This window comes from Luteibacter aegosomatissinici (assembly GCF_023078495.1).
GTDB lineage: Bacteria > Pseudomonadota > Gammaproteobacteria > Xanthomonadales > Rhodanobacteraceae > Luteibacter > Luteibacter aegosomatissinici.
In genome coordinates, this window is record NZ_CP095742.1 from 1,361,034 (window position 1) to 1,383,586 (window position 22,553).

The window sequence follows — 22,553 nt, forward strand, 5'->3', positions numbered from 1 at the left end:
GGGTCCGCGTCCGCGTGGATCACTTCCCCGGTGAACTATCCAGCGATGCGCGCAAGGTTTCGAACTGCTGCTGGTAGTGCTTGCGCTCCATCATTTCGATCAGCACGCGCAGGCTGCGCGCCGAATCAAGGTGCTGGCGCGACCAGGGCCGGGAGCGGCCGCGCACCGTTTCCTGCCATGAGGCGAAGCTCTGCCGGGGCGACAGGCGGGCGCCGGGAATGTTTTCCAGCTTGGCCAGCGCCGGGTTGCCCGCCCAGCGCACGTTGCGTACCTGCTCGGCACGCATCCAGACGACGGCGTTGTGGGCATCGGCTTGCAGCGGCATGAAGATCACGCCGGCGGCGAGCGCCGTCACGGCCGGATCATCCAGCGCGGGGAACGCCTTGCTGATCTCGTCGGTATGCACCACGCCGGCGATGCCATCGGGGGAGCTGGCATGCTCGTGCGCGCCGATCGTGTCGCGGATGCGCAGCAGCGCCGCGGCATCGGGCAGGTTACCGTGGCGCATGACCCGGTCACCGGCAAACACGGCGATGCCATCGGCATCCACCACCTCGAGCAGCTCCGGTGCGAGCGATGCGAGCAGTTCCGCATCGATCCGTTCGCTCTCGTTGAACGCCGTGATGAGTTTTTCGCGGACGGTAAGCAGGGTGGATTCGACTTCGATCTTGGCCAGCTCCTCGATCGCCGACACACGCGACGCGAACGCGCGCGCCACGGCATCGGCCACCTCGCGCATCTGGTGGTCGGCGAAGAACGGGCTGTAGTGGTGGCACGCGATTAGGCCCCACAAGCGGCCGCTGGTGATGATGGACGCAACCAGCGTGCCGGTGACCCCCATGTTGCCCAGGTACTCCAGGTGCACGGGCGACACGCTGCGCAGCGAGACGTCTGACAGGTCCGTTGCCTCGCCGGTTTGCGGATCGTGCGCGGGCGCGATGGGCGAGGGGACGTATTTGCAATCACTGATCTGGCGCACGCGGTTGCGCAGGTACAGCGCCCGCGCCTGCACGGGGATATCGGTCGAGGGGTAGTGCAGGCCGAGGTAGGCTTCGAGCTCGTCGTTGCGCGCTTCGCCCACGACCTCGCCATGCCAGTCGTGGTCAAAGCGATACACCATGACCCGGTCGTAGCCGAGCAGGTTGCGTACGGCCCGTGCGACGCGCTGCGAGGCACGCTCCACCGTCGCGTCGTTCTCCAGTTTGTGCGTGAGGTCGTAGGCAACGCGGATCGGATCGTCTTCGAAATACGCCTCGCGTGGCTCGATCTCGATCAGCCATCGCGTGTCGTAGGCGTGCACGGAGGCGCGCCAGTTACCGCTGCGGTGGCCGCGCGGGAAACTCACGGGCGACCACGGTGTATGGGCGGGACGCTCGTCGTCATCAAACAGCTGCGAGGGCAGCGTCACCACATCGCGCAGCGGCGCATTGAGCAGCGCATCGAGATCCACGCCAAGCAAATCCACGGCGTTCTCGCTTGCCTGTAGCACGCGTTGCGAGGTGGCATCGACCACGAGGAGTACGCCGTGCGGTTGCACGGAGCCGGGGATGTGGATGGGTTCGCGGTCGCAAGCAGTGAGGTCGGGCAGGTCAGACATGGTGGCCGGGATCCTGGAGCGTGCGTTGGAAGCGCGCGAACATACGCTGCGCGCCGGCGAGGGCAAGCTGTTGGCTGGCGGTATCGGGCAGCGCGCGGTCCAGTGCATCCTGGAACCGCCGCCAGCGGCCCGGGGCGTGTTCGCCCAGGCCGTAATAGTGATGGGGCCGCGCGGGAAAGCGCTGGCGAAGATGGCGCACGATCACCTGGCCGCCCAGGGCCGAGCCTTCGATGACATAAAGCTCGCCCCAGAACACAGCGACTACCTCGGCCGCCGCGTCATCCCCACCCCCCGCGTCCACACCGCACCCCCCTGTAGGAGCGCGCCCTGCGCGCGACATCTTTTCGCAGGGCGCCACAGGATCTGTGGCGGTTTCGGGACCTGTAATCGCGCCCAAGGTCGCTCCTGCAAGGACACCACCCGGTGCGGCGATGTCGTTGTCGAGGGCGGGGATGCGTGACTCGTAGGGCCACACCGTGGCAATCGCAGCGATAGCCGCCGCGCGTTCACCTTCCCACTCGCGGAACAACCGCCGCTGCGCCGCCAGCAGCTCCGCATAACCGGCGTCGTCCATCGCCCCCGACATCAGGGCTTGCATGCCCGCCGTGGCTTCGGCGGCGTCGTGGGCGGCGCGGGTGCGTTCGCGCAACAGGCGGTGGGCGGGAAGGTGGGCGGCGGCGCCGTCCATTCAGAGGACCTGGGTGGCCTTCAGTACCACCATGAGCATCACCCCGGCCACGATGGCAAGGATCATCAGGCGGTAGCGCGCGGCGGTGCGCTGCTGCGGTGGCCGGCGGTCGGGCGTGCGGTGCACGCGCAGTTCTTCCTGGAAGCGCACGACAGGGTCGATGCCGATGTCCTTCAGCAGGGCGCGGGCCTTGGTGAAGTCGTCGGCATGCTTGACCCACACCTGCGGCCAGCTATCGCGATCGTTGTGGCGCTCCGAATAGCTGAAGCGCTGGTACGTGGGCCGGTTCCACGTCGACCGGTTGGTCACCGTGGTTTCGATCGCGTGCTCGGTGAGCAACGCGACGACCCGGTCGATATTGTCCTGGCGGGGAGAGGTATAGATCTGGCGCATGGCCCGATTCTACGGCATCCCCCCGCCATGGTGCCGCTAGGGCGAAACCAACGCGGCCTTCACATCCGCCAGGTGGCCATCGTTCGGCAGCGGGGCGATCCCGAGCAGATGGGCCAGCAGCGGGTAGACATCCACGTTCTGGAACGGCGGCACGCTGGCGCCGCGGGCGATCGCCGGGCCGTGGGCGATAAACAGGGCGCGCATGCTCGGGTCCTGGTTGTCGTAACCGTGCTCACCGCGTGACATCGGGTCCTTGCGCTTCGCAAGGTCGGCGTGGCTGATGATCGACCAGCCCACATCGGCCAGGCACAGGTAAGGCGGAACTCGCGGGTTGTGGCCGTAATCCAGGCGTGCCGGCAGGTCTTCCTTGCGGTAGCAATGCATGTGTTCGTGCGGGGCGAGCAGGCGGGCCACGGCGGCCGTTGCATCGTGGCCCTCGCGCGGGGCGAACGTCGCCATCACGCCGTACGACACGGTATCGAGCGCACCCAGGTCGGTCGCTTCATCGGAGAAGACGATATTGCCCTTGGGCACGTCGGCCATGCCGTGGTCGGACACCACCACGATGTTCATGCGGTCGTACAGGCCACGTTGGCGCAGCTGCGCCACCAGGTAGGCCATGGCGTCATCCACCTCGCGCAACGCGGCATCGACTTCCGGCGAATCCGGGCCGTGCTCGTGGCCGGCATGGTCCACCGCATCGAAGTAGAGGGTTTCGAACGCGGGCTTCGGGCCGGGCGCATCGATCCACGCAAGCAGCTGGTCCACGCGCGCCTTCGAGGTGAGCGAATCGTCGAACGGGATCCAGTGATCCGGGCGCACGCCGTGGATCTCGGCCTCGGTGCCGGGCCAGAACATCGTCGCGGTGTGCAGGCCCTGCTTCTGCGCGGTGACCCAGATCGGCTCGGCTTCGGCCCACCAACGGCCATCGCTGGTCGCGGCACGGTTGCCCAGGCTGAACTTGCCCAGCGCGGGGTCGCGCATGGTGTTGTTCACGATGCCGTTGCGGTCCGGCACGCGACCGGTCACCAGCGTGTAGTGGTTGGGGAATGTGAGCGAGGGGAAGGACGGCAGCATGTAAGGCGCGTGTGCGCCGTCATCGGCCATGGCCTGCAGGGTAGGGGTCAGGTGGCGGTCCAGGTAATCGGCGCGGAAAGCGTCGATCGATACCAGCAGGACAGGGTGGGCAGGGGCCGTGGCCGGGCTCGCGGGGCGCGTGGCGCACCCGGCCAGGGCCACCAGCATCAGCGCCGTGAAGAGGCGCGGCAGGCGGGAAAACATGGCATTCATGGGGGGAGGCTTAGGCTCTGGTTCTAACGACAATCCTTCCATGATGGACGAGTCAGATGACCAACGCATCACGCAAGTTCATGCTCTTCCTGCTCGCGGCGCTTCCGCTGGCCGCCTTTGCCCAGGCCGCGACGCCACCGGCGCCGGCGGCCAAACCGGCGCCGCGGCCCAAGGTCTACACCCCGGTGGCGTCACCGAGCCAGCGGTGGCAGCAGCAGGCCAACCAGCAGCAACTCATCAACCGGCAGAACCAGAACGCCGTGCAGGAGCAACTGCGCCAGAACAACCTGAACCAGCAGCGCAACAGCGCCACCGACCCGGCCCTGCGCAACCAGCTCGATAACGCCGACCAGTCACAGCAGCAGCAATACCGCGCCCGCCAGGATGCAGCGGCCCGCCGGTACCAGGACAAGCAGGCCACCCAGCCCGCGAACGCCACCACCCGCCCGTAACCCGCGTGTATTAACGTGCTGCGACGCAGATGGCCCCGTGGCGGCGGGCAGACCATAATCGGGAATTCGCTTCCACACCCCCACGGAGCCCCCGATGTCGGCCTTCACGCGCATCGATACCACTCGCACCGTCCGCGCACCGCGCGGCGCTGAACTCACCTGCAAGAGCTGGCAGACCGAAGCGCCGTTCCGCATGCTGCAGAACAACCTTGACCCGGACGTCGCCGAAAACCCGGCCGAGCTCGTGGTCTACGGCGGCATTGGCCGCGCGGCGCGCAACTGGGAATGCTTCGACGCCATCCTGCGCAGCCTGCGTGAACTGCGCGATGACCAGACCCTGCTCGTGCAATCGGGCAAGCCGGTGGGCGTGTTCCCCTCGCACCCGGATGCACCGCGTGTGCTCATCGCCAATTCCAACCTCGTACCCGCGTGGGCGAACTGGGAGCACTTCAACGAGCTCGACCGCAAGGGCCTGATGATGTACGGCCAGATGACCGCGGGCTCGTGGATCTACATTGGCTCGCAGGGCATCGTGCAGGGCACGTACGAAACGTTCGTGGAAATGGGCCGCCAGCATTACAACGGCAACCTGGCTGGGCGCTGGGTGCTCACCGCAGGCCTGGGTGGCATGGGTGGCGCGCAGCCCCTGGCCGCGAGCCTGGCCGGTGCCAGCTCGCTCACCATCGAATGCCAGCAGAGCCGCATCGATTTCCGCATCAAGACCCGCTACGTCGATGAGCAGGCCACCGATCTGGATGATGCGCTGGCGCGTATCGCCCGCTACACCGCCGAGGGCCGTGCTGTGTCGGTCGCGCTGCTTGGCAACGCGGCGGATGTGCTGCCGGAGCTCGTGCGCCGCGGCGTTCGCCCCGATGCCGTCACCGACCAGACCAGCGCGCACGATCCGGTGAACGGCTACCTGCCGTCGGGCTGGACCGTGGATGAGTGGTTCGAGCGCCGCAAGAGCGACCCCACCGGTACCTCGAAAGCGGCCAAAGCCTCGATGCGCAAGCACGTGGAGGCCATGCTCGCGTTCCACGCGCAGGGCGTGCCGACCTTCGATTACGGCAACAACATTCGCCAGATGGCCAAGGATGAAGGCCTCACCGATGCCTTCGCATTCCCGGGCTTCGTACCGGCATTCGTGCGCCCGCTGTTCTGCCGCGGTGTCGGTCCGTTCCGTTGGGTGGCGCTCTCGGGCGATCCGGAAGACATCTACAAGACCGACGCCAAGGTGAAGGAACTGATCGCCGACGATCCGCACCTGCACCGCTGGCTGGACATGGCCCGCGAGCGCATCAGCTTCCAGGGCTTGCCGGCGCGCATCTGCTGGGTAGGCCTGGGCCTGCGCCACAAGCTGGGCCTGGCGTTCAACGAGATGGTTCGCAACGGCGAGCTCAAGGCGCCGGTCGTGATCGGCCGCGATCACCTGGATTCCGGCTCGGTGGCCAGCCCCAATCGTGAAACGGAAGCCATGCGCGATGGCAGCGATGCCGTGAGCGACTGGCCGCTGCTGAACGCCATGCTCAACGTGGCCGGTGGCGCCACCTGGGTCAGCCTGCACCACGGCGGTGGCGTGGGCATGGGTTACAGCCAGCACAGCGGCGTGGTCATCGTGTGCGATGGCAGCGAAGAAGCCGACAAGCGCATTGCGCGCGTGCTCTGGAACGATCCCGCGACGGGCGTGATGCGCCACGCGGATGCCGGCTACGACGACGCCATCGCCTGCGCGAAAGAGCAGGGCCTCGACCTGCCGATGCAGCGCTGACGCAACACCACCTGCCGCGGTAGGAGCCCACCCTGTGGGCGACATCTTTTCGCGATGTCACCACGGGGAGAGGGCCTGCCGCTCTTCCGCGAACGGCGTCGCCCACAGGGTGGGCTCCTACATAGGTTTTATCGCCCGTTGGCCCATGCGGGCGTGTACATGTCCGGGTAAATGCGCTGCAGGGCCAGCACCTTCGGTCGGTCGTTGATGGCGATGTACATCGCGTCGGGGTTCAGGCGCATGTAATCCTGGTGCTCATCCTCGGCGTTCCAGAAGCCCTTGAGCGGCACCACCTGGGTCACGATCGGTCCGTTGAAGGCCTTCGCGGCCGTCAGCTGGGCCATGTAGGCCTTCGCCAGTTTTTCCTGTTCCGGCGTGGCGTAAAAAATCGCGGAGCGGTACTGCGTGCCGCTGTCGGGGCCCTGGCGGTTCAACGTCGTGGGGTCCATGGCCACGGAGAAGAACACCTGCAGGAGCTGGCCGTAGGTCACCTGCGCGGGGTCGTACACCACGCGCACGGATTCCGCATGGCCGGTGTCGCCATCGCTGACGTCATCGTAGTTGGCATGGGCCGCATCACCGCCAGAGTAGCCGGCGCGCACACTTTTCACGCCGCGGACATGCTGGAATACACCCTCGACGCCCCAGAAGCAGCCGCCGGCGAATACCGCGGTGGCCTCGCCGGGCGCGCGGGCCGCATCCACGGCGGGCGCGGGCAGTTTCAGGCCCTCGTCGCGGGCCGCGGCGGCCGAGCAGGCGGTGAGGGCGGCAAGCACGAGCGGTAGCAGGATCGGGCGGCGCATGGCGGTTCTCCGGCAGGGGACAAGCCAATAGACCGGGGGTGGCATGGTTTTATTACGCGGCTACCCCTACAGTACGCCGCCCCCTGGCCGATACATACCGAACGGCGTGGGGATTCCCAGCGAGAAGGAGGCAAGGGAAGGTGGCGTACGACCTGGTGGAGCGACGCGTGTTCGTGTCCGATCTGCAGATCGGCATGTTCGTCAGTCGCCTGGATTGTGAGTGGTCGGATACCCCGTTCCCTTTGCAGGGGGTGCCGATCACCTCGCGCGAGGATATCGATAACCTCGCAAAATTCTGCAAGTACGTCTTTGTCGATACCCAGCGGCAGGTCACGCCGTCCCGGCTCATGCCGCCTTCCGTGGTCAAGCCCGCGGCGGTGGTGGCACCAACGGCCCGCGTGCCGCTGAATACGCGCCTGGTCACCCAGCACGCCTACACCGATACCGCTTCCTTCGACGACGAGATGCCCCGGGCCCGCGAGGCGTTCGAGACGGTGTCGAAATTCGCCGAACAGCTGGTCGCCGATATCCACGCCGGCAAGTCGATCGATCCGCAAGCGCTGGATGACGCCGTGAGGCCCATGGTGGCCAGCGTGCTGCGCAGCGGCGATGCCTTCTTCTGGATTGAGAGCCTGCGCCGCCACGACAGCTACACGTTCCGCCACGCCGTGGGCTGCAGCACCCTGGCCGCCTCGTTTGGCCGGCATATGGGCTTCAACGGCGATGCCATCGTGAGCCTGGCGGCGGGCGGCCTGCTGATGGATGTGGGCAAGGCCCAGCTCCCCCGCGAGATCCTGGAGCGCGAGGGCCCACTGAATGACATGGAATGGGACCTGGCCCGCCACCACGTGGAAGAGGGCGGGGCCATTCTCGATGCCTCGGGGGTAACCGACCCGGAAGTGCGCGACATGGTGCTGACCCACCACGAACGCTTTGACGGCACCGGTTACCCGGATGGCCTGGCCGGGACGGCCATTCCCCTAGTCGGCCGCATGGCCGCCATCATCGATACCTATCACGCTATGTGTACGCCGCGCCCGTACCGGCCGGCGGTGTCCCAACACCTCGCGCTGCGCCAGCTGTACCAGGGCCGCGATCGCGAGTACCAGGGCGAGCTGGTGGAACAGTTCCAGGCCTGCCTTGGCGTCTACCCGACGGGCTCACTGGTGGAGCTGAACACCGGCGAGGTCGCGGTGGTGATGGTCCAGAACCAGTCCCGCCGCCTGCAACCGCGCGTGGCGATCCTGACGGGCGCCGACAAGGTGGAGCTCGACGATTTCCGCATTGTCGACCTGATGCGCCAGGCCGAGGGCGTCCACCGCGAAATCCAGCGCACGCTGCCGGCCGGCAGCTATGGCATTGATCCTTCTGAGTACTTCCTGGCATGAGTGAGTTAGCCCATCTCCTGCCCGCCGTCCAGGCGCGCATCGATCGCGCCCGCCAGGAGCCGGGGTTATGCGCCGTGCTGGTGGTGCGCCTGCGTGGCATGCGCGAAGCGCAGCTGCGGCATGGCTATGAATTTGGCGATGAGATCATGTTGGCGGCACGCGAGCGCATCGTCGGTGTCGTGCGCCACGTCGACCTGGTGTACCTCGCCACCGATGACAGCTTCCTTATCGTGCTGCCGACCGTGCGCAACCGCACCCACGCGCTGCTGGCGGCCACGCGTATCGTTGGCGCCATCGACGATACCCCGCTTGTCCACGGCGACCGCAACTGGCACGGGCGCGCGGTGGTGGGCGTGGCGCTGTGCCCGCCGCATGGCACCGATGCGGAGCTGCTGTTCCGCCGCGCCGAGCTGGCCCACGACGAGGCGGTGCGCATCGGCGAGCCGTTCGCCTGCTACGAGCCCGAATCCACGCCGGTGGAAATCCTGTACGGCGAGCTGCGCGACGATATCGCCGCCAACAAGCTCGACGTGATGTTCCAGCCGCTGTACGACCTGCGCCGTGGCAAGGTGGTCAGCGTGGAATCGCTGGCGCGCTGGAAGACCTCTGCCTATGGCGAAGTGCCGCCGTCGGATTTCGTGCCCTTCGCCGAGCGCAGCGACCTCATTGTTCCGCTCACCCGGTGGAGCCTCAACGCGTCGCTCCGCCATGCGGCGGCGTTGCATCGTGGTGGTCGCCCGCTCGATGTGGCGGTGAATCTTTCACCGCGCGTGTTCGCCGAGCAGGGCTTTGCCGAGCAGTTGCTCGGTGCGCTGGATATCTGGGGCGTGCCAGCCGATTCGGTGATCGTGGAGATCACCGAGACCGCGTTGCTGACCGACCTGGACATGAGCGTGCGCGTGCTGCGCCGCCTGCGTGATCGTGGCATCCGCGTCGCCATCGATGATTTCGGCACCGGCTATGCCTCGTTCGCCTACCTGCGCCATTTCCCGGCCACGGAACTCAAGATCGATCGCACCTTCGTGGATGCGATGGTGAGCGATGCGCGTACCGAGCAGGTGGTGCGGGCCATGATCGAAGTGGCCCACCGCCTGGGGCTCGAAGCCGTGGCTGAAGGCGTGGAGAACGAAGAGACGCTGAAGCGCCTCGAAGCGATGAATTGCGACATGGTGCAGGGCTACCACATCGGCCACCCGATGCCGGCCGAGGAGTTCGTGGCCCAGCGGTTGGCGACCGTAGGAGCCCACCCTGTGGGCGACATCTTCTCGCGATAACGACGCAGGACCTGTAGCGGGCTCGCGAACGGCGTCGCCCACAGGGTGGGCTCCTACAGGCTGAGCGCCAGGTAACGTGCGTGCAACGCGCCCACGCGCGCCGCCAGCTCCGCCTCATCCCCATGGTTCTCGATCACATCATCCGCGATCGCCAACCGTGCCTCGCGCGTGGCCTGCACCGCGATCATCTTCCTGGCCAGCGCTTCATCGATGCCGTCGCGGCGCATAAGCCGGGCCATGCGCACATCTTCCGGCGCATCCACCACCAGCACGCGGTTCACCCACGCATAGTGCGCGCGGTTCTCCACCAGCAGCGGAATCGAAAGCAGGCAGTACGGGCCGGTGTCGGCCTCCGCGGCCTCGCGCAGCCACGTCCGGATACGCGGGTGCAGGATGCCTTCCAACGTCGTCCGTGCCCCGGGGTCATCAAACACCCGCTGGCGCATGGCGGCGCGGTCAAGGCGGCCCTCGTTGTCCAGGGCATTGGCGCCAAACACACGGGCCACTTCCGCCAGTGCTTCCGAGCCCGGTTCCACCACCGCCCGCGCGGCCACGTCGGCATCGTAAGCGCGCACGCCGAGCGCCTCGAAGCAGCGCTCCACCGCGCTCTTGCCCGCGGCGACACCCCCGGTCAGCGCGACGACGAAGCGGCTCATTGCAGGCCGGTGAGGTGCATGTACGCGCCCAGGATGCGATTGCCACCCATGAGCCACACCCAGCCCGCCGCCGCGATGTACGGGCCAAACGGAATGGGCACATCGCGCTGGTGCTTGAAGAACAGCATCATGGAACCGCCCACCAGCGCACCGATCAGCGAGGAGAGCATGATGATCGGGAGCAGGGCGATCGGCCCCATCCACGCGCCCAGCGCGGCGAGCAGTTTGAAATCGCCGTAGCCCATGCCTTCCTTGCCGGTGAGTAGGCGGAACGCCTGGTAGACGCTCCACAGGCTGAGGTAGCCGATCAACGCCGCCAGGATGGCCGACGACGGCGCCACCGGCAGCGGCTGCCAGCCCGGGAGCAGGGTAAGGCCCAGGCCGATCCAGAGCAGCGGGTAGTTGAGCTCATCCGGGAGCAGCTGCGTGCGTGCGTCGATGCCCGCCAGCGCAATCAGGAACCAGGTGAACACCAGCCCGGCGAGGGCCCCTGCCGTAGGGCCGAACCGCCACACGATGGCCGCGCTGGCGAGGCCCGAGAGCAGTTCCACCAGCGGGTACTGCTTTGAGATGGGCTCTTTGCAGTAACGGCAGCGCCCCCGTAGCAACAACCAGCCCAGCACAGGGATGTTGTCGTGGGCAGCGAGCGGGTGCTTGCACTTGGGGCAGTGCGAACCCTGCACCACCACGCCGGGCGGCCGCGGTTCATCCACCTCGGGCAGTTCCAGCACCTCGCGGGCCTGGCGGCGCCAATCGGCCTGCATGCGCGCGGGAACGCGCAGGATCACCACATTGAGGAAGCTGCCGACGAGCAGGCCGAGGGCACCGGCGAAGGCCACCCAGAGGGCGAGGGGCAAATCAGGCATGAAAAGTCCGTAATCCCAAGAAAAAACCCTCCGCCCGGGGGCGAAGGGTTCCTATTGTGCCTTGCTTAGGCGGCGGAGCGCTTAGACCGTGCCGGCCAGCTTGAAGATGGGCAGGTACAGCGAAATCACCATGCCGCCGACGAGGACGCCGAGGATCACCATGATGAACGGCTCGAGCAGGCTGCTGAGCGTATCCACCGCGGTGTTCACCTCTTCCTCGTAGAACTCGGCCACCTTGAACAGCATGTGGTCCAGCGCACCGGATTCTTCGCCGATGGCGGTCATCTGCACCACCATGTTCGGGAACAGGTTCACCTGGCGCATGGACAGCTGCAACTGGTGACCCACCGAGATGTCATCGCGCATCTGCTTCACGGCATCGCCGTAAACCACGCTACCGGTGGCACCAGAGACGGCATCCAGCGCTTCCACTAGCGGCACGCCAGCGTGAAACGTAACACCCAGGGTTCGGGCGAAACGCGCGATCGCAGATTTGTGCAGAAGATCGCCGATAACTGGCAACTTCAGCGAGAAGCGATCAAGGAAATGCGCGAATTTCTGCGACCGCTTCTTGAAGAAGATCAGCGAGAACACAGAGCCGACGATAATGCCGATTACTGCCCACCAGTACGACTGCATGAAGCGCGATGCAGACACCACGAACTGGGTGGGGGCGGGTAGCGATGTCTTTGCATCCGCGAAGGTCTGCTCGAACACAGGTACGACAAAGAGCAGCAGGATGATAGACACCAGCAGCGCCACGACCAGCACCATGATCGGGTAGAACAGCGCTTTTTTGATCTTGGACTTGATGCTCTCCATGCGCTCTTTGTAGGTCGCGACGGTATCGAGCACGGTATCGAGCACACCCGCCGACTCACCTGCGTGGACCAGGTTGCGGTACAGCTCATCGAACTGCACGGGGTAGAGCGCAAGGGCTTCGTGCAGGGCGGCGCCGCCTTCGATGCTCGTCTTCACCTCGGTCAGCATGTTCTTGAAGCGGATATTCTTCTGGCCATTCGCGATGATGTCGAAGGCCTGGACCATGGGCACGCCCGACGCCATCATCGTGGCGATCTGGCGGCTGAAGATCGCCACATCCCTGGGCGTGACGGTCTTGCCGCTACCGCCGAACAGCGGTTTGCTGCGTTCGCGAACCTGCTGGGGGTTCATGCCCTGCCGGCGCAATTCCGCCTTGACGAGCGAGGCATTCTTCGCCTGCATCTCGCCTTTCATGCGCTTGCCGCGCTTGTCCAGTGCGGTCCAGTCGTACGTGGTCAGCTGGTTGACGGCAGCACGTGACGCGCCAACGGCGCGCGCGTTCTTGGTAGCGGTGGCGGTTGCCATGACGCGGTGTTCCCCCCGGGTGATATTCCAGGCCGCCAGCCCCGGCTGGCGCCCCTGACTTTTATTATAGTGTGAAGCTTTGGTGGAAGCCTTTCTGCCGTCTGGCGCACAAGATCAGTGCGCCGGATGCCGCCAGCGGGTGTCAGTCCTTGGTGACGCGGTTGATTTCGGTCAGGCTGGTGACGCCGTTCTTCACCTTGAGCAGTGCCGAGGCGCGAAGATCGTTGATACCCGCCCGGCGGGCGACCTCCGCGATTTGCATGGCGTTTCCGCCCTCAAGCACGATCTTCTGGATATCCTCGACCATCGGCATGACCTGGTAGATGCCGACGCGCCCCTTGTAGCCCTCGTTGCAGCCATCGCAACCCACGGCCTCGTAGATCGTCATGCCCGCGTCGATCTCCTCCTGCGTGTAGCCCTCGGCGAGCAGGGCGGTAGGCGGAAGGGTGATCTCGCGCTTGCAGTCGTGCAGGCGGCGGGCCAGGCGCTGGGCAATGATCAGGGTCACCGACGAGATGATGTTGTAGGGCGCGATACCCATGTTCATCAGGCGGGCGATGGTCTGCGGCGCATCGTTGGTGTGCAGGGTGGAAAGCACCATGTGACCGGTCTGGGCGGCCTTTACCGCGATCTCCGCGGTTTCAAGGTCACGGATTTCGCCGACCATGATCACGTCCGGATCCTGGCGCAGGAACGAGCGTAGCGCTGCGGCGAAGGTCATGCCGCGCTTGACGTTCTGCTGTACCTGGTTGATACCCTCGACGCGGATTTCGACCGGGTCCTCTACCGTCGAAATGTTGCGCCCTTCCGTATTCAGGATATTCAGCGCCGTATACAGCGATACGGTTTTGCCTGAGCCGGTGGGGCCGGTGACGAGCACCATGCCGTAAGGCTTTTCGATGGCATCGAGGTAGAGGTTTTTCTGGATTTCCTCGTAGCCGAGCTTGTCGATGCCCAGCTTGGCCGAGGACCCATCGAGCACGCGGAGCACGATCTTCTCACCGAACAGCGTAGGGAGGGTGCTGACGCGGAAATCGATAGCGCGGGTCTTGGTCAGGTTGAGCTTGATGCGGCCATCCTGCGGCACCCGGCGTTCGGCGATATCCAGGCCGCTCATTACCTTCAGGCGGGAAGCAAAGCGGCTACCCAGCTTGATAGGGGCCGAGGCGACGATCCTGAGGATGCCGTCCATGCGCAGGCGCACGCGGTAAACGGATTCGAACGGTTCGAAATGGATATCGGACGCGCCGCGCTTGATCGCATCCACCAGGATCTTGTTGACGAACTTGACGACGGGCGCATCGTCGTTCGCATTCGCATCGATGCCCGTGGTGCCATCGCCATCGTCCGGGCCGGCGTCCAGCGATAGTTCGTCGAACTCGCCGGTATCAAAGGCGGGTACGCTGGCATTCGCCGCGGAAAGCGCGCTATCGATGATGCGGCGGAGTTGGCCGCGCTCAACCAGTACCGGCTCCACCATGTGGTTGGAGTGGAACTTGATTTCATCAAGGGCATGCGACTGCATGGGGTCGGCGATGCCGACGAACAGGCGCTTTCCCCGCTTGAACAGGGGCAGGGCCTGGTGCTTGGTGATCAGGGCCTCGGTGACCAGATCCATGGGCATATTACCCGGGACCATGTTCCCGATATCCATGAGGGGCATGCCGAACTCGGCCGACGCCACCTGGGAGAGCTTGGCGCTGTCGACCAGGTGGTGGTCGACCAGCCACGCCGAAAGCGACGTGCGCTTGTCGGCGGCATCCTGAACGGCCTTGCGAACCTCGGCTTCGCCAAGGACGCCTTCGGTCACGAGCCGTCGGGCCATGCCGGTCAGGCCCGCGAGCGTGGGCTGGTGCATCTGTGTTGCCATGGTCGGTCCGGTCCCCAGGGTATGGCGCTGAATCTACTCCAGAATATGATGAGGGTCACGTCGAACCCGTGAAATCCAAGATTTCTTGAGGGCGCATGGCCTCTCGGCGCGACCTTTGCCTTATTATGCGTCGGCCAACGGGGACATATCTTGAGTCGTATCAGCATTATCCTGCCCGCAAAGAACGAGGCGGCGGCCCTAAAAGACCTCTTGCCGCGCCTTGCTGCCGCCCAGCCAGAAGCCGAGATTATCGTGGTGGACGACGGCTCGACCGACGATACCCGCGCGGTTTGCGAGCGCACCGGCGTGACCTGCCTGTCCTCGCCTTACTCAATGGGCAACGGTGCGGCCATCAAGCGCGGCGCACGCGCCGCGTCGGGCGACATCCTGGTGTTCATGGACGGTGACGGGCAGCATGATCCGGCCGATGTCCGGAGGCTAGTCAGTCGCATGGAGGAAGGCTTCGACATGGTCGTGGGTGCCCGCTCCTGGGAAAGCCAGGCGGGTGTCGGCCGCGGGGTGGCCAACACCTTATACAACTGGCTGGCCAGCCGGATGACGGGGCACGTCGTGGCGGATCTCACATCTGGTTTCAGGGTAGCCCGAGCGGCCCGCTTCCGCGAATTCATTCATCTGCTGCCGAATGGTTTCTCTTATCCGACCACGAGCACCATGGCGTTCTTCCGAAGTGCCTATGGTGTTGCCTATGAGCCCATCAAGGCGGCCGAGCGCGTCGGCAAGAGTCATATTCGTCCATTCAAGGATGGCATCCGCTTTCTCCTGATCATTTTCAAGATTGCGACGCTTTATTCGCCATTAAAACTGTTTGGCCCGGTAAGTGTCGTGTTCTTCATGCTGGGTACGGCTAATTACGCCCGAACCTACCTGCTCGATGGGCGGCTGACAAACGGCAGTGCACTCATGTGGAGCGCCGCAGTCATCGTTTTCCTTATTGGACTGGTATCGGAGCAGATAACGTCGTTGACGTATCGTCGTGATGAATGAACGGCCGGTGCGTCCGCAGCTGATCGTATTGGCGTCCACGTACCCCCGTTGGAAGGATGACCATGAGCCGTCCTTTGTTCATGAACTTGCGCGGCGTCTGACGAGCAGCTTCGATGTCGTGGCGGTAGTCCCGCACGCGCCGGGTGCTGCGGTGCGTGAGATTCTCGATGGCGTGGATGTCGTGCGCTACCGCTATGCACCGGCCGCTTTCGAAACGCTGGTCAATGATGGCGGAATTGTCACCAATTTGCGCCGGGCTCCTTGGAAGTGGCTGCTCGTGCCCAGTTTCGCAATGGGGCAATGGCTTGCTGCGCGGCGGCTGTTGCGTCCCGGCACAATCGTGCATGCGCATTGGCTGGTATCGCCGGGGGCGATCGCACGCTGCCTCGGTGCGCCTTATTTACTAACCTCTCACGGCGCAGACCTCTTCGCGCTACGAGCACCGCTGGCAGTGCGGCTAAAGCGTTGGGTTGCGCTCGGAGCACGCAGGTTTGCGGTGGTGAGTAACGCTATGGCCGACGAAGCCGTTCGTCAGCTTGGCGTGCCTGAGGTGACTGTGTCACCCATGGGAGCCGATTTGCAAGCGCGCTTTACGCCGGATCTATCGTTGGTCCGCGATAAAGACCACCTGTTGTTCGTCGGTCGCCTCGTGGAAAAGAAGGGCATCGATATCTTGTTGCACGCCCTTCCACGTGTTATCGCCGAACGAGCCGCTACTCGCCTTACAATCGTAGGCCACGGCCCGCTGATGGCCCAGTTACGCGCGCTAGCCGAGGAACTCGGTATCGCTGGCGCCGTCGATTTCGCCGGCCCGCTGGCCGGGCGGGCGCTAGTCGATATGTATCGGCGTGCATCACTTTTCGTCGCGCCGTTTCGTCCGGCGACATCGGGTGACCAGGAAGGCTTGGGACTCGTGCTGGTAGAGGCACTCGGTTGTGGGTTAGGGGTGGTCGCGTCGGACGTGCCTGCAGCGCGCGACGTACTCGCAGAGATGCCGGGCGCAAGCAGGGTGGTTCCCGGAGATGCCGACGCGCTAGCTAGCGAGATCATGCGGCGCCTCGAGTCGCCTTCGCTTCCTGATGCTGTTGCCGGGCGCCAGGCGTTGCTTGATCGTTTTGACTGGGAGGCGGTGACTGCTCGTTACCGTGATGCGTTGCTGGCGATACGCGACGCATCGTCCGCCGAGCCATGAAGAAAGCTCAGGCCTGACATGATGCCGGCCAGCAGTGCGCGCAGTCGAAACGGAAGCCGACTCGTCTGCAGCAGCCCATCACCGCGGCGCAGGACGAAACGACGCACTGGTTCTGTGAACGGATGGATTGCTCGCAGCCAAGGGTGCATCCTTGCGTCGAGGCTGGCGTAACCGAGAGCGGCGTAAGGCGCTGGGTGACGCTGCGAAAAGAGGCGCGAATTGGCCCCGCCCGCATCGGCCATCTTCGCGCAGACCGTTGAAAGATCCAGGGGAGCTTCATGCGTGACGACGGCGCCGGTGTTGAACGCGATGTTGACACCTGCCGCGGTCAGCCGCAGGGCAAAATCACGGTCCTCGAAGCCATAGCCCCTGTAAGCCGGGTCGAACCCACCCACCGCCATCGCGTCGTCGCGTGCCATCATGACATTGGCGCTGGTAAACGTGGCGACGCCCGCGGCGCGCAGTCGACGGGCCGCAGCTCGGCGCTGGTACTTAGCCCAGAAATCAGTGCCCGTCGTGCGGACCACCCCGGAAGAGCAGCGCCCAGGCCCGACCTGTGCGGCATGGGCGATGAGATAGCCGCGATCCACGGGCACGCAATCGGCATCCAAGAAAAGCAGCAGCTCGCCCTGGGCTTCGCGCATGCCGGTATTGCGTGCCTCTACGCGTCCACGGTTGGAGTTGTGTGCGACAACACGCGCCCGGCCCTTCAGATCGACCCGGAGTTGCTCGGCGGTGTCGTCGCCCGAGCCGTCGTCCACCACAACGATTTCCAGCTCGTGCGGACCCCGATCGCAGGCAAGCAGGCCAAGCACTGTCCTAAGCGCCCGGGTGGGCTCCTTGTAGACGGGAATGATCGCGGTAATGAAGGGCATCGGCGTTGTGGACTAGGCGGCTCTTGCTAAACTTCACTATCGTTACACCCACAGCCGGAAGGTCAACGATGACGGGTCAGATCATAGCGGGAAACGGGTGGCCGGGCGATGCGCTCGAACCCGTGCCTGCCTGTCCCGCCTGCGCGGAGCGGGCTCCCGCGAAAATTGTGTTCGATGACGTGGAAGACGTGCTCGGCGGGGTACCGGGTACATGGCGGATGCGCGAATGCCCACGCTGCTCATCGCTGTTCCTGGATCCCCGCCCGGCCGGCAGCGGACTGGCGTTGGCCTACGCCACCTATTACACGCACGAAGCCCCTGTGGTCCGTGCGCCGGAGCGACCGGCCTCCGGGCTTGCAAGCATGGTCGAGGGTTATCTTGATCGCCGCTTTGCGCGGCCCGACGGCAGAGGTAATCGCTGGGGGTATGCGGTCTTCCGCCTGCTGCCGCCGCTCCGTCAGCAACTGGACTATTTCCTTCGACATCTCCCTAGTCGCCACGGGCTTTTGCTCGACGTGGGTAGTGGAAACGGAGAGTTCCTGCGTCGCGCGACGCGCGCAGGATGGGACGCCTATGGCGTTGAACCCGATGCCACCGCCGCGAACGTGTCGCGCACGGCGGGCTGCGATGTCGTGACCTCGTCATTCGAGGCGTACCGCACTAGCCGCTCCTTCGATGCGATGACATTGTCCCACGTGATCGAGCACGTGGCCGATCCGCTTAGTGCACTGCGGCATGCGCATGGAATGCTTGCCCCCGACGGTATGTTGTGGATCGCCACGCCCAATGCCAAGGCGCCAGGGCGCCGTTGGTACGGACGCGACTGGCGTGGCCTGGAAGTACCTCGGCACACTATAGTTTTTACCGCGAAGGCCCTGTGTACCGTGCTTCATGAAGCGGGGTTCGTCGACATTCGTTTCCTCAGGCGGGGCAGGGGCGCGCGATACATCCTCGATCAATCAAAATTGACCGCCCGCCGCCGCGGAGTGTCGCGGATTGGCTTGCCCTCGATACTGATTGACCTGATTGCCTCTATATGGGCAACAGGAGCCGAAGAACTGGTGATAACGGCAAGGAAGCCTCGGTGAGCACGCCAGTGGCCGCGATCACGCTGGAATTCCGCAGCCCGTCAAGGACTGTGCGTTGCGTCCGTGCAATGCTCGCCGAAGGTGTCGCACGCGTACTCGTAGTCGATAATTCGGAAGATGGCGGTGAAAGTGCGGCGCGCTTGCGCGAGGCATTCGTTGGTGACGCCAGGGTACTCGTGCATGTCAACCCGACCAATCTCGGTTTCGCTCGTGGGGTAAACGGTGGGCTTGCGCTGCTTCGCGAAGAAGCATGGCGGGGACGGGTCCTCCTGATCAACAACGACGCGACGTTAGTACCTGGCGCGCTTGCCTCGTTGGGGCGCACCCTGGATTTGGAGCCACGCGCAGCGTTGGCCTATCCGGAGATTTGCCACGCCGGTAAATCGCTGACGCTGGTTTATTACCAGCGGGCGACGGGCTTGCTGTCTCCGTCACCTCTCGCGGGTAGCTTTCCGTATGTGAGTGGTTGCTGCATGTTGCTGTCGTCACAGACAGCTGCCAGTGATGTCTTCGACGAAACATTTTTCATGTACGGCGAGGATGTTGAGTTTAGCTACCGGCTTGCCCGGCATGGCCGTCCGGTCGCATTTGCTGCCGGTGCGCAGGTTGATCACGTAGGCGCCGGTGCCTCCGGGCTCGGCAGCGTCTTCTATGAAACGCACATGGTCGCTGCACACGTCATCCTCGCTCGCCGGCTTGCGCGACGTGGATTTGAGCGTGGAATATTCCTCTCAGGTCGGGTGGTATTTCTTACCCTGCGCGCCTCGTTACGGTCGCTGCGCTATCGATCATGGGTTCCCTGGCGAGCGCTGTCAGATGGCTGGGCCCTCGGCCAGCGCGCGCTCACGGCGGTGGACAGCAATCAATCTCGCGACCATCCCCCAGCCAATTAGACTCATCGCCCCTTCGGCGATAATTAGCGCGATCGCCGCACCCGTGGCACCGTGACGCGCAGCGAGCCACGCCATGGCGGCGCACAGTACGGCCACGCCGCCGACCTCGAAGCAGATCCGGTGGAGCGGACGCCCGAGGGATACGAGGATGGTGCCCGCGCTGATGCGCAGCGAGATCAGCGGGGCGGCAAGGGCGAGCCAGTGCATCAGCTGCGCAATGGCCAGGTAGGGAGCGCCGAAGAGTCGCGGAAGCCAAGGGCTCGATGCTTCAAGGATCCCCATGCTGACTGCGCCCCAGACGAGGGCTGCTACGGCAACCTGGGCAATCATGCGGTGCCGGTCGCCCATGCGCTCCGCGCTTCGGCCGAACAGGCGCGTCTGTACAGACAGCAAGAGAGCTGTAACTGGGGTTACCATGGCGCCGACAATGCGTGCGGTCGCTGCATATATGCCGGCATCATGCGCACCCAGCACGCGCAGGGTGATCACCTTATCCAGCTCGGCCGGGTTGAGAGCAATCAGGTTCATCAGCGCGTACGACGCGCCTTGGCGCATTTCACTACCGCGAGCGCGGCGGGGGCGCCAATGCAGGTCGCCCATCAGTCGCGCCACCCGCCACGCCATCCATGCACAGGCTAGCGAACCGGCAAACTGGAGCGTGAGGTAGGCGGCTAGCCTGTCGGGTGCAGCGAATCTCATTGCGATCGCCACCGCTGCGACACGGAGTGCCAGTGGCAGCCATTGCATTACCTGGCTCAAGGTAACGCGTCCGCGAGCCTGCATTACAAAGCTAAGCGTGAGAATGAAGGGATTGGCCAGCAGCTCGCTCATCGCCATCAGTACGAGCAGGCCAGCCGAGAGACAGGCGTCCCCTGCAGCCAGGTGGGCGAGACCGACAAAGATTGGGGTGAGCAGGGTGCCGACAATGCCGATGATTGGCCAGGAATAGCTCCATACATCACGGGGTGCTGTGTCATCGTGCTCGATGCGAGATAGCAGGACGTAGCCCGCCCCTGCGCCAGGGAGGATGCCGAGCATGACTGCGATGGCAGCGGCGGATGCAAAGGCGCCGTAGCCCGATGGGCCCAACGCTCGCGTTAACAGCACAAGGGTGGCTGCTTGGGTAAACAGCCTGGCGGTCAGCACGGCGGATGTCGCCATCGAGGTGCGCAGCACCGAAGCGGAAGGGACGAGGGCTCGCAGGCGCGAGGCGAGGGTCATGGCTGCTTCTGGCTTGTGGCCCGTGACATCGATTGATCTAGCTTACGAAGCTCGGTATCAAATCGTCCACCAACGTTGAGGTCATGCAATGCGCTGACTTCCGCTTGGGCGCCTTCCACGTCGCCATGAGCGATTAGCATGTGGGCCACGCGGATATGATATGCCGGCTCCTGGGGCGCCTGAGCCGAGGCAGCCTGCATCATGCGCAGTGCGAGCGCATCATCCTTCAGGATCGATGCGACGAAATCAGAGTAGGAGGCCTTCAGGCGCGGACTGGCGGTGCGCTTGTTCAAGGCAATGCGGAAGGTCTTGTCCAGCTCCCCGGCGTCGAAGTCACATGCTTCTTGTTCCAGGCAGCTGGCGAGTGAGATGAGCGCACTATCGTCCTGCACGGTGACGGGGCGTGACGCAAGCTTGTTGCGCATGCTCTCCCACCACGCATGCTTTGCCGGCACCTTCATGTGCCCGTTCATAAACACGAGTGCCTGCTCCGCGAGGATCGGCGAATCGGGCAGGGCGGCCGCGCGCTCAAGTGCACGTTCCGCCTTCAGAACCAGTACTGAACCTGGGCGGTAGCGCGAGGCAATGAGATACGCGCGACCGAGTTCGTATTGCCCTCGCGGCGAGTAAGGGCCGCGCGCGCCGAGCTCTTCCGCTGTTGAGAGCGGAGTACGCCAGGCGATTGCAGTGTATGCCGTCAGCCCTGCAGACCAAGCCAGGAGACCTGCTCCCGCGATGCGCGGCATAGCCCAGACTAGGCGGGCGCTCGGCGTTCGCAAGCGAACGACTTGTTCAACGTAGCGAACTAGTTCAGTGACCGCGAGAACGACGCCGATGCTGGCGAAGTAGTTGCGGTGTTCGTAAATCAGTTCAAGCGGTAATACCGTGCCTGTCAGGGTGTGACACGCAAAGAACCATGCGATACCAAGCGAAGCTAAGGGCAGCGCGCGGCGAATGCACCACGCGGTGACGACCAGGGCCAGCAGGCCTAGCGCGCTGAAAAGTGTCGACGGTGGCGTAAGCCAGCCGCTGCTTGCGACGAAATCGTCGTGGTAGAAGCTGAGGTCGCCAGGGCCGGGTGCGATTGTCCAGTGAAGGTAGTCGAGAACGATGCGCGCTTCGCTGAGCAAGCGCGTGTGCAGGGTGAAGTCGCGAGTGGCCCAGGTGCGCGGATCGAGAAGGCTTGGTCCGATCCATGCGAGGCCGGCCAGGATTGGAGCTCCCAGCGCCACCATGTAAAACCCGACGAGACGACGATCGATGGCCGCGGATGAGGTTCCTGATCGAAATCGGAAGACGAGCGCCTCGACACAAAACGCATAGAGCGGCAGCAATACCGCAGTTTCTTTGGCAAGTACGCCAAGACCGGCAGGCAGCGTCGCCCATGCGCACGCCACTGCAAAATGACGAACGCCGCGGTCCATACGCAAGCGCGTCTTTACATAGCCCACCAGTCCGGCAAGAACGAACAGGTTGGCCAAAGATTCCATGCGCTGCACGATGTACAGCACTGATGTCACGTTGATCGGCAGCAGCAACCAAGCCAATGCGAGCAATCCCGCATGCCATGCAATGCTGCGTTCACCATTATGGCAATCGGAACAGCCGGCTTGATGGTGAAGCAGCAGCGCGATCAGGAAATACAGCAGGATCCCGTTCAGAACGTGAATGACGATATTGGTCGCCTTCATGGCAGACGGCGAGAGTTCGCCTGCTCTCAGGTAGTCCATTGCAAAGGTGAGTGACGACAAGGGGCGCTTCAACTCGCTCGAAGGCGAGGACATCGCCGCGCGGGCGAGGGAAGCCACCGAGATCTCTTCGGGTTGCACCGCTGGGTTGTCTGCGATGTTCGGGTAGTCATCGAACAAGAATCCCCCGCCAAGGCCC

20 protein-coding genes are annotated in these 22,553 nt (G+C 64.5%); 8 read left to right on the plus strand and 12 right to left on the minus strand.

Annotation, left to right across the window (positions count from 1 at the left end):
- Positions 1-19: 19 nt before the first annotated feature.
- From L2Y97_RS06020 to L2Y97_RS06035, 4 genes are read right to left on the minus strand one after another with little or no spacing between them, the layout of a single operon-like run.
- Complete coding sequence (locus L2Y97_RS06020; RefSeq protein ID WP_247434272.1) at positions 20-1,597, minus strand: GAF domain-containing protein; 1,578 nt, start codon at positions 1,595-1,597, stop codon at positions 20-22.
- A complete protein-coding gene (locus L2Y97_RS06025; protein WP_247434275.1) occupies positions 1,590-2,285 on the minus strand; it encodes a biliverdin-producing heme oxygenase in 696 nt (231 codons plus the stop codon). Before L2Y97_RS06025 ends, L2Y97_RS06020 begins: the two co-directional genes overlap by 8 nt.
- Entirely contained in the window at positions 2,286-2,678 is a 393-nt protein-coding gene (locus tag L2Y97_RS06030; RefSeq protein WP_247434278.1) for a hypothetical protein, read from the minus strand.
- Between the two features lie 36 nt (positions 2,679-2,714).
- On the minus strand, positions 2,715-3,968 hold the full coding sequence (locus tag L2Y97_RS06035) for an alkaline phosphatase family protein (protein WP_247434280.1): 1,254 nt from the start codon (positions 3,966-3,968) through the stop codon (positions 2,715-2,717).
- A gap of 56 nt (positions 3,969-4,024) precedes the next feature.
- On the opposite strand from L2Y97_RS06035, the gene L2Y97_RS06040 reads away from it, so the two are divergent.
- The gene (locus L2Y97_RS06040; protein ID WP_247434283.1) at positions 4,025-4,420 is read left to right on the plus strand and encodes a hypothetical protein; all 396 of its coding nucleotides are present in this window, start codon (positions 4,025-4,027) and stop codon (positions 4,418-4,420) included.
- 94 nt (positions 4,421-4,514) lie between these two features.
- Positions 4,515-6,188: a urocanate hydratase gene (gene hutU / locus L2Y97_RS06045; RefSeq protein WP_247434286.1), complete on the plus strand. Its 1,674-nt coding sequence runs from the start codon at positions 4,515-4,517 to the stop codon at positions 6,186-6,188.
- Between the two features lie 128 nt (positions 6,189-6,316).
- Here hutU and msrA read toward each other — a convergent pair whose 3' ends face one another.
- Positions 6,317-6,991 (minus strand): peptide-methionine (S)-S-oxide reductase MsrA, encoded by a 675-nt coding sequence (gene msrA, locus L2Y97_RS06050; protein ID WP_247434289.1) that lies wholly within the window; start codon positions 6,989-6,991, stop codon positions 6,317-6,319.
- Between the two features lie 140 nt (positions 6,992-7,131).
- Between msrA and L2Y97_RS06055 the strand changes: the two genes are divergently transcribed.
- Entirely contained in the window at positions 7,132-8,379 is a 1,248-nt protein-coding gene (locus tag L2Y97_RS06055) for a cyclic di-GMP phosphodiesterase (protein ID WP_247434292.1), read from the plus strand.
- Positions 8,376-9,653 (plus strand): putative bifunctional diguanylate cyclase/phosphodiesterase, encoded by a 1,278-nt coding sequence (locus L2Y97_RS06060; protein ID WP_247434294.1) that lies wholly within the window; start codon positions 8,376-8,378, stop codon positions 9,651-9,653. Before L2Y97_RS06055 ends, L2Y97_RS06060 begins: the two co-directional genes overlap by 4 nt.
- Positions 9,654-9,706: 53 nt before the next feature.
- On the opposite strand, the gene coaE is transcribed toward L2Y97_RS06060, so the two are convergent.
- The 4 genes from coaE to pilB all read right to left on the minus strand — a co-directional run bounded on the left by coaE (position 9,707) and on the right by pilB (position 14,392).
- Positions 9,707-10,309 carry a dephospho-CoA kinase gene (gene coaE, locus L2Y97_RS06065; protein ID WP_247434297.1) on the minus strand — a complete coding sequence of 201 codons (603 nt, stop codon included), beginning with the start codon at positions 10,307-10,309 and terminating at the stop codon, positions 9,707-9,709.
- The gene (locus L2Y97_RS06070) at positions 10,306-11,175 is read right to left on the minus strand and encodes a prepilin peptidase (RefSeq protein WP_247434300.1); all 870 of its coding nucleotides are present in this window, start codon (positions 11,173-11,175) and stop codon (positions 10,306-10,308) included. Before L2Y97_RS06070 ends, coaE begins: the two co-directional genes overlap by 4 nt.
- An 81-nt stretch (positions 11,176-11,256) precedes the next feature.
- Positions 11,257-12,522, minus strand: a complete 1,266-nt coding sequence (locus tag L2Y97_RS06075) for a type II secretion system F family protein (protein ID WP_247434302.1) — start codon at positions 12,520-12,522, stop codon at positions 11,257-11,259.
- Positions 12,523-12,664: 142 nt separating this feature from the next.
- Entirely contained in the window at positions 12,665-14,392 is a 1,728-nt protein-coding gene (pilB, locus tag L2Y97_RS06080) for a type IV-A pilus assembly ATPase PilB (RefSeq protein WP_247434305.1), read from the minus strand.
- Between the two features lie 150 nt (positions 14,393-14,542).
- Here pilB and L2Y97_RS06085 point away from each other — a divergent pair, with 150 nt between their 5' ends.
- Positions 14,543-15,397, plus strand: a complete 855-nt coding sequence (locus L2Y97_RS06085) for a glycosyltransferase family 2 protein (protein ID WP_247434307.1) — start codon at positions 14,543-14,545, stop codon at positions 15,395-15,397.
- Complete coding sequence (locus L2Y97_RS06090; RefSeq protein ID WP_247434310.1) at positions 15,390-16,589, plus strand: glycosyltransferase; 1,200 nt, start codon at positions 15,390-15,392, stop codon at positions 16,587-16,589. Before L2Y97_RS06085 ends, L2Y97_RS06090 begins: the two co-directional genes overlap by 8 nt.
- Here the strand turns inward: L2Y97_RS06090 and L2Y97_RS06095 are convergent.
- Positions 16,538-17,464: a glycosyltransferase family 2 protein gene (locus L2Y97_RS06095; protein ID WP_247434313.1), complete on the minus strand. Its 927-nt coding sequence runs from the start codon at positions 17,462-17,464 to the stop codon at positions 16,538-16,540. The genes L2Y97_RS06090 and L2Y97_RS06095 overlap by 52 nt on opposite strands.
- A gap of 68 nt (positions 17,465-17,532) precedes the next feature.
- On the opposite strand from L2Y97_RS06095, the gene L2Y97_RS06100 reads away from it, so the two are divergent.
- On the plus strand, positions 17,533-18,552 hold the full coding sequence (locus L2Y97_RS06100; RefSeq protein ID WP_247434315.1) for a class I SAM-dependent methyltransferase: 1,020 nt from the start codon (positions 17,533-17,535) through the stop codon (positions 18,550-18,552).
- Complete coding sequence (locus tag L2Y97_RS06105; RefSeq protein WP_247434317.1) at positions 18,549-19,445, plus strand: glycosyltransferase; 897 nt, start codon at positions 18,549-18,551, stop codon at positions 19,443-19,445. Before L2Y97_RS06100 ends, L2Y97_RS06105 begins: the two co-directional genes overlap by 4 nt.
- Here the strand turns inward: L2Y97_RS06105 and L2Y97_RS06110 are convergent.
- Positions 19,365-20,666: a lipopolysaccharide biosynthesis protein gene (locus tag L2Y97_RS06110; RefSeq protein ID WP_247434320.1), complete on the minus strand. Its 1,302-nt coding sequence runs from the start codon at positions 20,664-20,666 to the stop codon at positions 19,365-19,367. The two genes, L2Y97_RS06105 and L2Y97_RS06110, sit on opposite strands and share 81 nt — an antisense overlap.
- Positions 20,663-22,534, minus strand: coding sequence for a hypothetical protein (locus L2Y97_RS06115; RefSeq protein WP_247434323.1), 1,872 nt, complete (start codon positions 22,532-22,534; stop codon positions 20,663-20,665). The genes L2Y97_RS06110 and L2Y97_RS06115 overlap by 4 nt, the downstream gene beginning before the upstream one ends.
- Positions 22,535-22,553 lie beyond the last annotated feature (19 nt).

What these genes read in the sequence shown, in the direction of transcription:
- L2Y97_RS06020 (WP_247434272.1), bottom strand. Translation starts at nt 1,597, where the DNA reads ATGTCTGACCTGCCCGACCTCACTGCTTGCGACCGCGAACCCATCCAC.
- L2Y97_RS06025 (WP_247434275.1), bottom strand. Translation starts at nt 2,285, where the DNA reads ATGGACGGCGCCGCCGCCCACCTTCCCGCCCACCGCCTGTTGCGCGAA.
- L2Y97_RS06030 (WP_247434278.1), bottom strand. Translation starts at nt 2,678, where the DNA reads ATGCGCCAGATCTATACCTCTCCCCGCCAGGACAATATCGACCGGGTC.
- L2Y97_RS06035 (WP_247434280.1), bottom strand. Translation starts at nt 3,968, where the DNA reads ATGAATGCCATGTTTTCCCGCCTGCCGCGCCTCTTCACGGCGCTGATG.
- L2Y97_RS06040 (WP_247434283.1), top strand. Translation starts at nt 4,025, where the DNA reads ATGACCAACGCATCACGCAAGTTCATGCTCTTCCTGCTCGCGGCGCTT.
- hutU (WP_247434286.1), top strand. Translation starts at nt 4,515, where the DNA reads ATGTCGGCCTTCACGCGCATCGATACCACTCGCACCGTCCGCGCACCG.
- msrA (WP_247434289.1), bottom strand. Translation starts at nt 6,991, where the DNA reads ATGCGCCGCCCGATCCTGCTACCGCTCGTGCTTGCCGCCCTCACCGCC.
- L2Y97_RS06060 (WP_247434294.1), top strand. Translation starts at nt 8,376, where the DNA reads ATGAGTGAGTTAGCCCATCTCCTGCCCGCCGTCCAGGCGCGCATCGAT.
- coaE (WP_247434297.1), bottom strand. Translation starts at nt 10,309, where the DNA reads ATGAGCCGCTTCGTCGTCGCGCTGACCGGGGGTGTCGCCGCGGGCAAG.
- L2Y97_RS06070 (WP_247434300.1), bottom strand. Translation starts at nt 11,175, where the DNA reads ATGCCTGATTTGCCCCTCGCCCTCTGGGTGGCCTTCGCCGGTGCCCTC.
- L2Y97_RS06075 (WP_247434302.1), bottom strand. Translation starts at nt 12,522, where the DNA reads ATGGCAACCGCCACCGCTACCAAGAACGCGCGCGCCGTTGGCGCGTCA.
- pilB (WP_247434305.1), bottom strand. Translation starts at nt 14,392, where the DNA reads ATGGCAACACAGATGCACCAGCCCACGCTCGCGGGCCTGACCGGCATG.
- L2Y97_RS06090 (WP_247434310.1), top strand. Translation starts at nt 15,390, where the DNA reads ATGAATGAACGGCCGGTGCGTCCGCAGCTGATCGTATTGGCGTCCACG.
- L2Y97_RS06095 (WP_247434313.1), bottom strand. Translation starts at nt 17,464, where the DNA reads ATGCCCTTCATTACCGCGATCATTCCCGTCTACAAGGAGCCCACCCGG.
- L2Y97_RS06100 (WP_247434315.1), top strand. Translation starts at nt 17,533, where the DNA reads ATGACGGGTCAGATCATAGCGGGAAACGGGTGGCCGGGCGATGCGCTC.
- L2Y97_RS06110 (WP_247434320.1), bottom strand. Translation starts at nt 20,666, where the DNA reads ATGACCCTCGCCTCGCGCCTGCGAGCCCTCGTCCCTTCCGCTTCGGTG.